This is a genomic window from Streptomyces sp. Xyl84, assembly GCF_059731885.1.
This window is the reverse complement of the sequence record NZ_AP029183.1, coordinates 566,097-580,462: the sequence shown is the minus strand read 5'-3', so window position 1 is coordinate 580,462 and position 14,366 is coordinate 566,097. Positions and strand designations below refer to the sequence as shown.

At 74.7% G+C, this 14,366-nt stretch carries 9 protein-coding genes and 1 pseudogene; 7 read left to right on the top strand and 3 right to left on the bottom strand.

Going from position 1 to position 14,366, the window contains the following annotated elements; genetic code table 11:
* Positions 1 to 76: 76 nt before the first annotated feature.
* Positions 77 to 856: a TioE family transcriptional regulator gene (locus AC6I72_RS34275; protein ID WP_498005358.1), complete on the bottom strand. Its 780-nt coding sequence runs from the start codon at positions 854 to 856 to the stop codon at positions 77 to 79.
* Positions 857 to 935: 79 nt separating this feature from the next.
* Between AC6I72_RS34275 and AC6I72_RS34270 the strand changes: the two genes are divergently transcribed.
* Together AC6I72_RS34270 and AC6I72_RS34265 are read left to right on the top strand one after the other, a co-directional pair.
* On the top strand, positions 936 to 2,141 hold the full coding sequence (locus tag AC6I72_RS34270; protein ID WP_498005357.1) for an erythromycin esterase family protein: 1,206 nt from the start codon (positions 936 to 938) through the stop codon (positions 2,139 to 2,141).
* 88 nt (positions 2,142 to 2,229) lie between these two features.
* Positions 2,230 to 3,762 (top strand): carboxylesterase/lipase family protein, encoded by a 1,533-nt coding sequence (locus AC6I72_RS34265; protein ID WP_498005356.1) that lies wholly within the window; start codon positions 2,230 to 2,232, stop codon positions 3,760 to 3,762.
* 106 nt (positions 3,763 to 3,868) lie between these two features.
* On the opposite strand, the gene AC6I72_RS34260 is transcribed toward AC6I72_RS34265, so the two are convergent.
* On the bottom strand, positions 3,869 to 4,237 hold the full coding sequence (locus AC6I72_RS34260; protein WP_498005355.1) for a hypothetical protein: 369 nt from the start codon (positions 4,235 to 4,237) through the stop codon (positions 3,869 to 3,871).
* A 101-nt stretch (positions 4,238 to 4,338) separates the two neighbouring features.
* On the opposite strand from AC6I72_RS34260, the gene sigJ reads away from it, so the two are divergent.
* Positions 4,339 to 5,256: an RNA polymerase sigma factor SigJ gene (gene sigJ, locus AC6I72_RS34255; RefSeq protein ID WP_498005354.1), complete on the top strand. Its 918-nt coding sequence runs from the start codon at positions 4,339 to 4,341 to the stop codon at positions 5,254 to 5,256.
* 170 nt (positions 5,257 to 5,426) lie between these two features.
* Here sigJ and AC6I72_RS34250 read toward each other — a convergent pair.
* Positions 5,427 to 5,909, bottom strand: a pseudogene (locus AC6I72_RS34250) (MarR family winged helix-turn-helix transcriptional regulator); the annotation flags it as partial.
* Between the two features lie 57 nt (positions 5,910 to 5,966).
* Here AC6I72_RS34250 and AC6I72_RS34245 point away from each other — a divergent pair.
* The 4 genes from AC6I72_RS34245 (at position 5,967) to AC6I72_RS34230 (ending at position 14,229) form a co-directional block, all read left to right on the top strand.
* On the top strand, positions 5,967 to 6,791 hold the full coding sequence (locus tag AC6I72_RS34245; RefSeq protein ID WP_498005353.1) for an alpha/beta fold hydrolase: 825 nt from the start codon (positions 5,967 to 5,969) through the stop codon (positions 6,789 to 6,791).
* A gap of 140 nt (positions 6,792 to 6,931) precedes the next feature.
* Positions 6,932 to 7,474, top strand: a complete 543-nt coding sequence (locus tag AC6I72_RS34240; RefSeq protein ID WP_498005352.1) for a cysteine hydrolase family protein — start codon at positions 6,932 to 6,934, stop codon at positions 7,472 to 7,474.
* A 286-nt stretch (positions 7,475 to 7,760) separates the two neighbouring features.
* Entirely contained in the window at positions 7,761 to 8,630 is an 870-nt protein-coding gene (locus AC6I72_RS34235; protein WP_498005351.1) for a DUF4132 domain-containing protein, read from the top strand.
* Positions 8,631 to 8,814: 184 nt separating this feature from the next.
* Positions 8,815 to 14,229 (top strand): DNA-binding protein, encoded by a 5,415-nt coding sequence (locus AC6I72_RS34230; RefSeq protein ID WP_498005350.1) that lies wholly within the window; start codon positions 8,815 to 8,817, stop codon positions 14,227 to 14,229.
* Positions 14,230 to 14,366 lie beyond the last annotated feature (137 nt).

Here is a 14,366-nt window from a genome sequence, read left to right as displayed (position 1 = left end):
ATGACCGTGCGCACCGGGCGCCCCCCGTGCGGTGGCCTTCCGCACCGGGCACCCCGTGCGGTGACCGTCCGCGCCCTCATCCGCGCTCGCGCAGGTACGTCTCCAACCCGGCGGCCCCGGCCAGCATCGCCCGTGCGCGGGCGGACAGCCGGCCGTGCCAGTCGCCCAGTGCGGCCTCCAAAGGCTCCAGGCCGCCCGCGGCGCGCACCTGCGCGATCAACTGCGCGATCTGCTCCAGCGGGCAGCCGCCCCGCCTGAGCTGACGCGCCAGCAGGACGTCCCGTACATCGGCGTCGTCGTAGATGCGGTACCCGGTCCGCGCGTCGCGGCGCGGGCGCACCAGCCCGGCCTGCTCCCAGGCCCGCAGTGTCGCGGGCCGGATCCCGAGCTTCCGCGCCAGCGGTCCGATGAACGTGCCGCCGGAGCCGGCGCCGGAAGCGGAAGGGGAGATGGAACCGGGAGCCGAAGCGGGTCCGGCCCCGGTCCGGGCCCCGGCCACCGCGGCGGGGTCCAGGTCGCGCAGGGCGCTCTCCACCGCCTCCAGGGTCCGGCGGTCCTCCAGGAGCTGGGCGTGGCTGACGTCGAGGAGACGCAACGCCTCGTCGACCGCTCCCTGGTGCACGGCCCGCATGACCGACGCCGCCGTCCCGTGGCCGTGGCCGGGCACCAGCGCCAGGAACGCGCGCAGCGCCACCGCGTGCAGCGGCGTGTAGACGCGGTAGCCGTGGGGTGTGCGGCCGGCGGCCGGAAGGATGCCGGCCTCCTCGTAGTTCCTGACCGCCTGGGTGGACAGCCCGTGCTCACGTGCCAGATCGACCGGCCTGAGCCGACCCTCCGTTTGAAGGTTCCGCGCCATGTCCCGCGCTGTTCTCCCGCCATTGCCACGAGAATCCGAGAAAAGTCTCAACCGAAAGTTCAACGATAGCGTGGAAGCCATGGCTACCGACATCCAGGACACCGCCCATGCCGTCGATGCCGCCGCCGTCATGGCGCTGCTTCCGTCCCGGCCCCGGCTGCTCGCCCTCGGCGAGCCCGTCCACGGCCAGGACGCCCTGCTCGGCCTGCGCAACGACGTCTTCCGGCAACTCGTCGAGCAGGAGGGCTACCGGACCATCGCGATCGAGAGCGACTGCATGAAGGGCCTGCTCGTCGACGACTACGTCACCTCGGGCACGGGCACCCTCGACGACGTCATGGAACGCGGCTTCAGCCACGAGTGGTTCAACGTGTCCGCGCCCAACCGGGACCTGGTGCGCTGGATGCGCGCCCACAACGAGGGCAGGCCCGCCTCCGAGCGGATCCGCTTCGCCGGTTTCGACGGCCCGCTGGAGATGACCGGCGCCGCGAGCCCCCGCCAGGCCCTCACCGCACTCCACGGCTACCTCCGCGCCCACGTGGCCGCGGACCTGCTCCCGTGCACCGCGCAAACACTCGACGGGCTGCTCGGCGCCGACGACCGGTGGACCGACGCCGCCGTGATGACGGACCCCGCCCGGTCCGTGGGACGGTCGGCCGAGGCCGGCCGGCTGCGGCTGCTCGCCGACGACCTGGTGGCGCTGCTCGACGAGCAGACGCCGCACCTGCTCGCGGCCACCTCGCGCGACGACTGGGACCGGGCACGCCTGTACGGGCGCACCGCCACGGGCCTGCTGCGCTACCACCGGCGGACGGCCGACACCTCCCCGGCCCGCATGGCCCGGCTGTGCGCGCTGCGGGACGCGATGATGGCCCGCAACCTCCTCGCCCTCGCCGAACGGGGCCCCGTGCTCGTCCACGCCCACAACTCCCACCTCCAGCGGGAGAAGAGCACGATGCGGATGTGGGAGGGGCCGATCGCATGGTGGAGCGCCGGGGCGCTGGCGGGTGCCCGGCTCGCGGAGCAGTACGCCTTCGTGGCCACCGCCCTCGGCACGCTCCGGCACGAGGGGGTCGACGCACCGCCGCAGGACACCCTCGAAGGACTCCTGTACGCGCTCCCCGAGGACCGCTGCCTCATCGACACCCGGCGCCTGGCCACCGCCCTCGGCGACAGCCGTCCCGTGCCCCGCCGGTCGCCGTGGTTCGGCTACGCCCCCTTCGACCCGGTCCACCTGGCGTCCACCGACGGCCTCGTGTTCGTCAAGGACGTACCGCGGCCGTAGTGCGGGACGCAAACGGAAGCCGAAGCGGAAGCCGAAGCCGGAACCGAGGCCGCGGAGGAAGCGGACGACTGTGGGAGGCTTGTGCCCCATGGGGGAGACGTCAGGGGCGGGGCCGGACTTCCGGACGACGGGCGGCCGTGTGCGCGGCAGGCGGCCGGTCGACGGCGTGGTGGCGGTCCTCGGTGTCCCGTACGCCGCCCCGCCCTTCGGCCCCCACCGTTTCCGGCGCCCGCGGCCCGCGCCCGGCTGGAGCGGGACGCGTGACGCCACGGACTTCGGGCCCATCGCTCCGCAGTCGGCGCGGCTGCCCGGTGCGCCGGTGTGGCGCCCCGGCGACGAGGACGTGCTCACCGTCAACGTGTGGGCGCCCGAGGACCGGGAGGGCGGCCCGCTGCCGGTGCTGTTCTGGATCCACGGCGGTGCCTACACCTTCGGCTCCTCCGCCCAGCCCGACTACGACGGCTCAGCGCTCGCCCGTGCCGGGCTGGTCGTGGTCAGCTGCAACTACCGGATCGGCTTCGAGGGGTTCGGCCACGTGCCGGGATTCCCGGACAACCGAGGGCTCCTCGACCAGGTGGCCGCCCTGCGCTGGGTGCGGGAGAACATCGCCGCCTTCGGCGGTGACCCCGCCGCCGTCACGGTCGCCGGGCACTCCTACGGAGCGGGCTCGGCCGCCTGTCTGATGGCCATGGAGCAGACGCGCGGGTTGTTCCGCGGGGCCATCGCCCACAGCGTGCCCAGCGCCTTCTTCACCCCCGCCGTCGCCGCCGCGGTCACGTCGAGGATCGCGGGCGAGGCCGGGGTCGCCCCGACGGCCGAGGGCCTGCTCTCCGCCTCGCCGCGGCGCCTGGTGGCGGCCTGCGACGAGGTCGCCCGGCAGTGCGCGGACGATCCCGCGACGGCGGTCCAGGCGTACGAGCCGGTGCTCTTCCAGCCCGTCCTCGACGGCGAGGTGCTGCCCGTCGACCCGCTCCGCGCACTCGCCACCGGCGCCTGCCGCGACGTCGGCCTCCTGGTGTGCCACGCCCTGGAGGAGTACTGGTTCCTGCACGAGATCGCGGGCGTGCGGGAGGTCACCTCCGAGTCGGGACTCCTGGAGTTCGCCGCGGCTCTCGGCCTCCCCGCCCGGCTGGTCGCCGGGTACCGGGCGCTCAGGCCCGGCGCCCCGGTCCTCGACCGGTACCTCGCGCTCTTCGGTGACGCCCGGTTCGGCGAGTACAGCAGCCGGCTCGCCGAGCACCACGCGCGCGCCGGCGGACGGGCGTACCTCTCCCGTTTCGCCCGCAGGCGCCGCACACCCAGTGGCGAGACCCGGCCCTGGCACACCGCCGACGTCCCTTTCGCGTTCGGCAACCTGGACGCGGACGGCGCCGCCTTCCTCGTCGGCGCCGTCCCCGACGAGGAGGACCGTGCCCTGTCCCGGCGGATGCTGCGCGCATGGGCGGACTTCGCGGCCCGCGGCGACCCGGGCTGGCCTGCGGTCACCGCCGAGGCCACCCCGGTGAAGGCCTGGGCCGTCCCGGACGACCACCTGAGCGATGACGCCGCTTGCGCCGTACGCGCCCTGTGGCGGGGGGTCCCGTTCGGGCCGTACGAGGCCGCGCCCGCCGCGGGACGCTGAGAAGAACGCCCGCCGTCACGCGGTGTACGACCAGCAGTAGGCCGGGGTCCGGTCCGGCGGGGCGGCGGGTCCCGGCGGCCCGCGCCACCGGGCGGCCGGGTCCGCTTCAGCGCCGGGCCAGCGCCAGCACGCTCAGACCGAACATCAGGACACCCAGGGGGAGATGGACCGACGGGACGTGCGCGATGCCCAGCACCACCTGCGCCGAGGCGAGGACGAGGAATCCCGATGCCTGCCACACCGGGCGGGACGAGCCGCCGCCCGGCTTCCACGCCAGTACCGCCGCGAGCACGTACAGCATCGACGCCCCGTACATCACACGGGCCCCGACGCTGTGCAGCGTCTCCCCGTAGGACGCGCTCAGCAGCAGTCCGGCGGAGACCGCCTGGAGGAAGATGGTCAAGGTCTGCAGGGCGACCGCGACCTGCACGAACGAAGAGCCGCGGCGTGCGTCCGTCGTCACCTCAGTGGCCATGTCACAGTCCCCTTTTCCGCCCTCGGGCAGTGGATCGATAAGGTCTCACCAGCCCGACGACGCGGGCCTGCGAAAGGTAAGGCGAGGGGGCGGCCGCACGCATGGGGACTGTCGGGACCGGTAAGGACGGGATAGCCGGCGAGCGCCGCCAACTGATCAACGTCGCCTACCGGTTGCTCGGATCGGTGACCGAGGCCGAGGACGCCGTGCAGGACGCCTACGCACGCTGGTACGGGCTGCCGCCCGGCCGGCAGGAGGAGATCCTGTCCCCCGGCGCCTGGCTGACCACGGTGACCGGCCGCATCTGCCTCGACCTGCTCGGCTCGGCGCGGGTCCGTCGTGAACGCTACGTCGGCGCGTGGCTCCCCGAGCCGCTGCCCGACCGCGGGGAGTGGGCCCACGCGGGCGGCACCGGCGCCACCGGCCCCGCGGACCCCGCCGACCAGATCGTCCGCGACGAGTCGGTGACCATGGCCTTCCTCGTCGTCCTGGAGTCGATGACGCCCGCCGAGCGGGTGGCGTTCGTCCTGCACGACGTCTTCCGTTACCCGTTCGCCGAGATCGCCGGCGTGCTGGACCGGTCACCGGCGGCCTGCAAGCAACTGGCGGCCTCCGCCCGGCGGCGGGTGGGCGCCGCCCGCGCTCCGGTGACGGCGCCCGGACAGGCCGCCGTGGTGCGGCACGTCAAAGAGGCCTGGGAGACCAAGAACATCGCTGCGCTCATCGGTGTGCTCAACCCGGCTGCCGTGATGACCGCCGACGGCGGCGGCCTGGCCGGCGCCGTCCTGCGCCCGGTCGAGGGCGGCGCGCGCATCGCCCAGTACATGGTCGCCATCGCCGAGCGGGCCCCGGGGCTCGCACTCCTGGAGCGGTCGGTCAACGGCACGCCGGGGCTGGTGGCCGAGCGGGACGGCACCGTCATGACCGTGGCCTCGTTCGACGTCGCGGACGGGCGCGTCACGCGGATCTGGGTCGTCCGCAACCCGGAGAAACTGCGGCTGTGGTCGGCGGAAGCGTAGGGGAGCCGGTTCCTGGTCCCGGCCCCGTGCCGTCCCGGCCCCCGGCCGCGCCCTCGGCCAGACCCTCAGCCACGCCCCGGGCCCCGGCCTTCCTCCGCAGCCCCGGTTCCGTCCCCGTCCCTCTCCGCAGCCCCGGCTCCGTTGCGCCCCTCTTCCGCAGTCCCGGCTCCGTCCACGTCCACGTCTTCGAACAGCGCGTGCATCGCGCCGAGGACCCGCAGACAGGCGTCGACGTCCGCCATGCTGAGACCACCGTCCACCCGGCGCAGCAGGGCGTGTTCGCGAGCCCGTACCGCGCCGATCGCCGTGCGGCCCTCGTCGGTCAGTTCGATGAGCGAGGAGCGGCGGTGCGCGGGGTTGGCGACGCTGCGCACCAGGCCGCAGCGCGCCGCGTCGTTCACCATGCGCTGCACGAACTGCCGGCTGAGCGCCTGCGCCCGCCCCATCTGCGGCACCGTCATCGGCCCGCCGGTACGCAGGAGATCGAGCACCGCGCGCACCCCGACCGACAGGCCGGCGTCCGGCGCTGCCTGTTCCACCTTGCGGTGGACCCGCCGGTAGAGCGGTCCGACCAGGTCGAAGACCTCCGTGAGGCGCTCGGCCAGCTCGTCCGGGGAGGGCGCGGCGGGGGCCGCGGTGCGTTCGTCCGCCATGACTTCATGATGACACCCCGGTTGCCAAGGTGCACGGGAACTGACACCTTGGTTGTCATGAGCGCCGATCTCTCAGCCGTTCCGATCCGTTCACTGCAGATTGCCGGAGGCCGTCTCGCCTACCGGGAGGCGGGTTCCGGGCCGCCCCTGGTTCTCCTGCACGGCGGCTTCCTCGACCACCGCATGTGGGCAGAGCAGATCCGGGCGTTCGCCCCGCGCCACCGGGTCATCGCCTTCGACGCCCGCGGACACGGCGGCTCCGACAACGCGACCGGCCCGTACCGGCTCGCCGACGACGTCGCCGCCCTGCTGCACGCCCTGGACGCCGCCCCGGCCGTGCTCGTCGGCGTCTCGATGGGCGGGGCCACCGCCGTCGACTGCGCACTGGAACACCCGGACCTGGTCCGCGCGGTCGTCGTCAGCGGCGTCGGCACGAGCGAACCCGTCTTCGAGGACCCGTGGGCGCTGGACGTCCTCGCCGCCCAGGAGCGGGCGCTGGCCGCCGGCGACGTGCCCGGCTGGGCCGACGCGCTCCAGCGTTTCACCGCCGGTCCGCACCGCGACCTGGCCGACGTCGATGCCGATGTCCTGCGCAGGGTGCGGGAGATGGCACTCGGCACGCTCGGCAAGCACACGGCGGGTGAGCCGGACCACCGGGTGCCGGTCACGGCCACCTGGGAGCGGGCGCCCGGTATCACGGTGCCCGTGTGCGCGGTCAACGGCGCGCTGGACGCACCGGACCACCTCGCCATGGCCGGCCGCCTGGCCGGACTCGTCCCCGACGGACGCACCACCGCCGTGCCGGACGCGGCGCACTACCCGAACATGGAGCACCCGGCCCGCTTCGACGCCGAACTGACCTCTTTCCTGGAGACCGTGTGACCAGCGACCGTCCGGTCGACGACCGTCCGACTGACGGCCGTTCGTCCGAAAACCGCGTGCCCGCTGACCGTACGACCGGTGACCGACCGACTGACGGCGACCGTCCGACTGACGGCGGCCGTACGAGCAGCGCCCTCCTCGTGATGGACGTCCAGCGGGCCGTCGTGGACATCGCCGACGACGGCTCCGGGTACCTGCCGCGCCTGCGCCGGGCCATCGACGCCGCCCGGGCCGCGGACATCCCGGTGATCTACGTGGTCATCGCCTTGCGCCCGGGCTTCCCGGAGGTCAGCCCGCGCAACAGAGCCCTGACCGCCGTGGCGCGCGCCGGGCTCCACGTCGAGGGGGACCCCGGCACGGCCATCCACCCCGACGTCGCGCCCCTGCCCGGCGAGGTGGTGGTCACGAAGAGACGGGCGAGCGCGTTCTCGGGCAGCGACCTCGACGTGGTGCTCAGGGCGCGCGGCATCGACAGCCTCGTCCTGACCGGCATCGCCACCAGCGCCGTCGTGCTGCACACCCTGTGCCAGGCCAACGACCTGGACTTCGGCCTCACCGTCCTCGCCGACGCCTGCCTGGACCTCGACGCCGAGGTCCACCGGTTCCTCACCGAGAAGCTGTTCCCCCAGTGGGCGGACGTCGTCAGCGTCGAGGAGTGGGCCGGGGGCGTGACATCCCGGTAGCGGTTCCACCACGCGACGGCACCTTCGCGGCCCGTAGGAGGACCGCGGCGACGGGAGTGCTGTCCGGAGGGTGAGAGATCTGACGCACCATCAACTCAGCTCATAGGCCGGGGAGTCCGGTGCGAAGGTTCTGCCGGTGGCCCGTTCGACGAGCGGGCCACCGGGGACTGTCAGTGGGTGGTCCTAGTCTTTCGTCGTCGTCGCAGAGCAGCGGGCAGGCCCGGACCGTCCGGTGCGCTGCGGCGCCTTCCGGACGCGAGGGACGAGAGAGAAGGCAGGGCTACCCATGGGCTGGCTGGCGGCGGGCGAGGACCACGAGATCGCCCTTGTCGGGGGGCGGGTGGTGGCGCGGTCCGCGTCCGGGCCGTCCGCTGCGGTGCGGTCGCAGACCCTGCCGGCGGAGTTGCGGGACCGACCCGAGGTGATCGAGCTGCAGCGGCTCGCCGAGTGGCTGGACCGGCACGCCGCCGCCTGCGCGGCACAGGTCGACACCTGGATGGTGTCGTCCCTGCCGGTGCCGACGATTCTGCTCGCCCAGGTGTGGCCGGACGAGGCATGGAGGGCGGCGCTGCGTGACCTCGTCGTGGCCGGTGAACTCCCCGGCGACATCGGTTTCCTGCGCGACGTTCACGCCTCGGGCACCCTGCGGCTGGAGACCGCGGACGGCGCATCCGTCCACCTCTGCGCCCGCACCGTGACCGTGCCGCACCCCGTCCTGCTCCCGGACCTGGAGGCCCTGCGCGCCCGCGCCGCCGAAGTGGGCGCCGTCCAGGGCGTCGAACAGCTCCGGCGTGCCGTGTGGCGCAAGCCCGAGGTGCTCGACCCCGGCGCCCGTGCGGTCACGGAGTTCGCCGACGCCGAGTACAGCTCCTGGTTCCGCCTCTCCGCCCGCGCCACCGCGCTCGGTTACAAGGTCACGGGGCAGTACGCCACCGACCGCATACGCGAGGCGGGGCGGACCCTCACCGCGTCGGTCGCCATCGGCGATCCGTACACCGAGGAGAAGGCCTGGACCCGCGGACTGACCTGGGGCCTTTGCCCCGGCGACGGGATCCCGTGGGCCGAAGTCGGCCCGGTGGCCTGGTCCGAGGGCATGCGCATGGCCGCCGCCCTGCACGCCGGCGGCCGTACCGCGGCCGCGGCGGACACGCCCTGACCGGCTCGGCGCACATGGAACACAGGCACCGCCGGCAACCCGCCCAGGCACCCGAGGCAACGGGGACACCGAGCGCAACGCGGGCACCGAACGCAACGCGGACAGCGCACGGAATGCAGGCACCCCATGGAACGCACGGAACGCAACACACGGCACGCACGGCATGCACGGAAGGCGTGAAGTCATGAACGGCTCGGTCACCGAGGACGGACCCACGGCGGAGGCGGTGGCTGAGGCGGCGGAAGAGCTGCTGCGGGCCGGTGCGGTACTGCCGCCCGGGGCGGCCACCGCGGGCGCGCGCGCCGTGGCGATGCTCACCCAGGCCTACCGGCATCCCGCCCTGGACGACCGGCTCGTCGTACGCCTGGTCGCCGCGGAACCCGGACAGGACCCCGGCACCGGCTTCCTCGGCCTGGAACCGGAGGGCGAGGCGGTCCAGGTCGGTCTCGGACGGCCCCGGGCACTCGGCTTCCCGGAATGGGTGCTGGTCCACCACCCCTCGGACGGCCACCTGGCCATGTCCGTGGCCGACGAGACGGACAGGATCGCGCGGACCGCCCGGTCCCGGCCGAAGAAGGCACGCGCCGCCTACGAGGCGATCGGTGAACGGCTCGCGGGAGCGGTGCCGCATTTCCTGCCGACCTTCTACGAGCAGGCGGGACGGGTGTTCCTGGCCGCGGACGAGCAGCGGTACGCGTCCCTCATGTTCGTCAACGCCCGCAAGGCCGAGACCGCTTACGCGCTGCCGTTCGACGAGGAGCGGATGGACGCGGTGTTCCTGGAGTTCTCCCTGGCCGGGGCCGTGCCGGCGAACATGCTCTCCAGCTACGCCAAGGGACTGTCCTCCCGGGTCACGCCGGAGACCGCCTTCCGGCACCTGCGCGGGCTCTTCGTCCGGCTCGCGGAGCACGGGCTGGCTCCGTCGGGCCCGGGAGCGGGCGAACTGCGCCGGCTGGCGAAGGAGGTCGCGGGCAAGGACGCGCTCACCCAGGAGACGGTTCATCTGCGCGAGATGCTGGTGCAGCCCGGCACGGAGAAGGCGCCCCCCGGCTGGTGGAAGGCGCACCGGCGGGCGCTGCTGGAACTGACCCGCGAGGAGCCCGCGTTCCATGGTGTCCTGCTGGGGCTCATGCCCGCCGGGTGGGAGAGGGACGAACTGCCGCAGTGGCTGGCCCTGCTGGAGGACACCGGCGCGACCGCCGGTCTGTGCGACACCGCGCTGCCCGCCGAAGTGCGCCCCCCTGACGGGGCGTCCGGGTGGGCCCGCAGACTGCTGCGGCTGGTGGGGACGCACACGCCGGCCGAGGTGCATCCGCTCATCGACCGCATGGCCGACGCGCTGCGCACCGAAATGCGGACCGATTCGCACACCGCACCGCACCGCGCGGCGCACCCCGAGCCGAACACCGGCCTGCGCCCCGGCCAGGATGCGGGCCCGGATGCGGAACTGAACGCGGAACGGAGTGCCGGACCGGATGGGGAACCGGATGCCGGACCAGGTGTCCGAGGCGAACCCCTGCCCGCCGTCCATGACGTGAACCTCCTCGACCGGTTGCTGGCCCTCGGCGTACCGGTGGCGGACCCCGGGCCCAGGCACTCGCTCTCCCTCGCCCGGTGGGCGGCCGACGAGAACCGGCGCGACCTGCGCGCGCTGGAGGCCGACCCCCGCTTCCGCCCGGCGTTCCGGCGCAGTTGCCCCACCGTGGGGGGGAAGGACGACCTGCGGACCCTCACCGCCCTGGCCGCCTCGCCCGGCGGACGCCCGATGCTCGCCGAATGGACGGCAGAGGTCGCCCGCCGGTACATCCCCGTGGAACTGGCCGGGTTCTCCGCCTCGTACGCCCGGCCGCTCCAGCCGCTCGACCGGCTGCCGGGAGAGACCCTGGCACTGGCCGAGGAAGCCGTACGGGAGGCCCTGAGCACCGGTATGGCCCCGGCGCTCGCCCGCAGCCTGCGCTCGGGGATCATCGACGAACTGGGCTGGCCCGCCTGGGAGGAGGCCGTCGCGGCAGCCGGCGAGGGGCAGCGGACGGGCGGCGTCCACGTCACCGACGCCTGGCCCCACCTCGTCGTCCTGACCGGGACACACGCCCGGGTGATCGATGCGCGGGGCACCGTGCACACGCACGAACTGCGCTTGCCGCCCGAGGTGACGGACGAGCGTGCGGTCCGGGGACTGGGCGCCGTCGGCTGCCGCTACGTGGACGGCGAGCTGTTCGTCTGGTGGAGCCCGCCGTGGCCGGCCGACAAGCAGGGCTACTGGGAGCGCAGCGCCCCGGCCCCGTTCCCGGCCGACCCTGCCGCCGTCCGCTGCGACTCCATGCGGGAGTACGGCCGCCACATGCCCCCCGTCGCCCTACCGCTGCCCGGCGGCGGCCTGACCACCGGTGCGGGGGTGCTGCGCCCGGGGGACACCGCCGTACCGGAGCAACTGCCGGTGATCAGCGACGGGACGTCCTACTGGGCGCGGTCCGACGGCTGGCACGCGTACGACCCGTTCACCGGCAGGTGCGGCGCACCGGCCATGCCCGAGTGGTTCGCGCAGGGTCTGCGCGACGCCCCGCCCGGGAGCGTCCTCGCGAGGAACAGCCGCCTGCTGCCCGCCCCTTCGGCCGCGCCCGGCCCGCTGTGCGCCCCGGTCGACGGGCTGGTCGGCTGGCGGGTGGTGCAACTGCCCGACGGCTCCCTGCGGGGTGAGGACCTGGCCGGACGCTCGGTCGTCGTGCGGCAGACGCCACCCCACCGGATCACCCGGGAACTGTGGCACGCGCTCCAGTTCCCCGGCACCGACCGGCCGGTGGCGGTGGTCCAGGACGGCGCCCCCATCAGCCTGTACGACGCCGACGGCACGCTGATGGCCGAGTTCCCGGAGCAGACCCCCTCGGCACCGGCACAGGGCCGCGGGGCGGGATTCGCCGCAGGCAGCGCGCTGCTGCCGCCCCTGCGCTACTGGCACCTGCTCCAGCCGCGCGACCCGCGGGGTTCCGCGGCGCTCCGCGGGCTCGACGAGGACACCGCGGCGGAGCTTCTGGCAGCGGCCGTGGCGGAGCCGTCCGAGGGCGACGCCCCCGAGGCGGGGGGCGGCCCGGACCGGCAGCAGGCGGGGGCGGCCGGCCGGGACCGGCTGTCCGGGCTGATCCGCACGCTGCTGCCGCAGGTGACCCATGAGGCACTGCGCGCGGGCATCGCCGGCGTGGTACGGCTCGCCGCCATCCACCAGCGCACCATCGACGCGGCGCGCACCCGGCTCGATACGGCGGTCGCCCGGCTCGCCCCGGCGGCCGGTGGCGCCGGGGGAGGGGAGGACACGGACGGGGACCGGACGGCGCCGAACGAGCGCCCGGGGGAGAAGGACCTCCGGAACGAGCAGCCGACCGGCCCGGGCCCGGCCCCCGGCCGCGCCCCCGGCACCGATGCCGCCCCCGCCCTCGCCCTCACGTCCACCCCCGGCACCGATGCCGCCCCCGTCCCCCGAGAAGTCCCCGGCGACGCGACGCTCGCCGCCGTGCTGGACGGCCTCGGCCTGCTGGGCACCTTCATGGGCCGCAGCGTCTACTACGACCACAGCCACCACCTGGTGGACGCGCTGCGGCTGATCGGCCGCTCGCTGCGCGGCCGCACCGAGCCGGTCCCGGCCGGCCAGGTGCACGTCACCATGGCCCGGACGGAGCCGCTGGACCGCCTGAACTGGTGGGGGCTGTCCACCCTGCCCGCCACCGTGGCGCTCCGAGCCGCTTCGGCGGCCACCGCGGACGACGACCGGAAGGTGCTCGACTGCTTCCTCGCGGAACTGGACGACCAGAACCTGTCGGCACCCGACCCCGGCCACTGGCGCCGCGCCCGGCTGCGCCTGGCCGACCACCTGTTCGAAGGCCCGGGTGCCCTGCCGCCGGCTTCGTCCTCGGCCTCCGTGCTCGACCTGGGAGGCGGCGAGTTCCTTCTCTTCCCCGGCCGGTGGTACAGCTTCCCCGACCGGCCGCCCCTGCCCGCCACGGAGGGCCGCGAGTACGACGTCATCCACCACGACCCGGAAGGCCGGTTCCGGGTGCCCGCTCCCTACACCCTGGTGCACGCGGAGCCGTTCACCGCCGGGCCGGCGCGCGCGCCCGGCTGGCTCGCGGCCTTCCGGGCCGGCCTGGCCGGACGCGGCCCGGCACCGTGGCAGCCGCGGGCCGCCGAGGAGTTCGCCCGCCTCACCGGGGTCACCCCCACCATGGCCCGCCTGGTCGTCGCCGGACTGCCCATGATCGACGACGAGCGCGAGCCCGTCCCCGCCGGGACGCTGAAGAGCATCGGCGTGAAGGCGGCCGACGCGCAGATCGCCAAGGACATCCTCAGAACCGTCGACGGCGCCACGCGCCGGGCCGTCGTGGCGGCGCTGCTGCCCGCCGAACCGTCCCGGCTGTGGACGGACGGCCCCGACGCGAGCGCCGCGGCCAAGGTGTGGAACGAGCGGGTGGGCCGGCGCACCCCCCTCGACGAGGACGTCCTGCACGACGCGGTCCGCGCCGTGTCCCCGTCCTGGTGGGATCCGTACGAGGCGCTGCACGCGTTCCTGCACGCCGACCGCGAACCGAAGCTGACCCGCGACCTGGAATGGAGCATGACCGGCTACGGCGGTCCGTCCGCCGAGGGCTGCGGCTTCGGCTCCGCGGAGCTGAAGGGCGCGGTGGCCCTGGCCGCCTGGCTCGCCCACCGTCTCCCCTCCGGCGACCCGCTCCGCGCCACCCTCCCGCGGGTCCTGGCCGCCGTACGCGAGCGACTGGCCCATCCGGGCCTGCTGATCCGCACGGACAGGTGGAACGGTCTCGACGACTTGCGGCGGATCCTCGGTGAGCCCACGGAGACCGGCGAGGACTTCGAGCGCTACGGCGCGGTCGTGCTCAGCACCCGCATCCTCAACACCGGGAGCCAGGCGGTCCATCCGGCCGTCCGTCCGGTACTGCTGGACGAGACCGGCAGCGACCCGCGTCTGCCGCTGCTGTTCCCGGGGGAGGGCCCGACCGCCGAGGAGACGGCGCTCCGCGTGGTCCACGACGAGCGGTTCGCGAAGCTGCTCGCCGATCCCGGGGGACCGGCGGCGGGCGGACGCGGCGAGGACGGCCCGTGGTGGCCGCAGAACCCGGCCCTGTCCGTGCCCGACCTGGTCGCCGACGCGGCAGGGCGGTACGGCATCGGCGAGGACGCCGCCGTCCTCTACCTGATGCTGCTCGCCCTGCCGGACCCGACCGACCGCAACACCGCCCGCTGGACCGGCTGGTCGCAGCAGCGCGGCGGGACGGCCCGGCTGCGCGCCGCCCGCGCCGGACTGGCCGCGACCGGTCTCGTGGTGCAGGGCACCCGCACCCGAGCGGGACGTTCCCTGTTCCTGCCCGGCGGCTGGCTGGCCCTCGCCAGACCGCACACACCGCTGGAACGGTGGAAGCTGCCGTTGTACGACCTGCTCCACGGCGAGAAGACCCCCCTCGGTGTCGTGGTACCCACCCGGCCCGTCGCCGATCTCTACCGCCAGGCCTGGCAGCGGGTCCTGGACGGGGACGAGCCCCGCCTGGAGGAGATCGACGTACCGCGCCCGCGCGACCGCCGGAGCCGCCCCTGACCCCGCCCTGCGCACCGAGGCACCGCGCGGGAGGCCGGCCCGACTCGGACCTCCGGACGCAGCTTCCGGCCGGAAGGGGCGCCCTCGGCGACGCGGCGCCCGGCACGCACGCGCGCCGCGTCGCCGAGGGCGCCCGC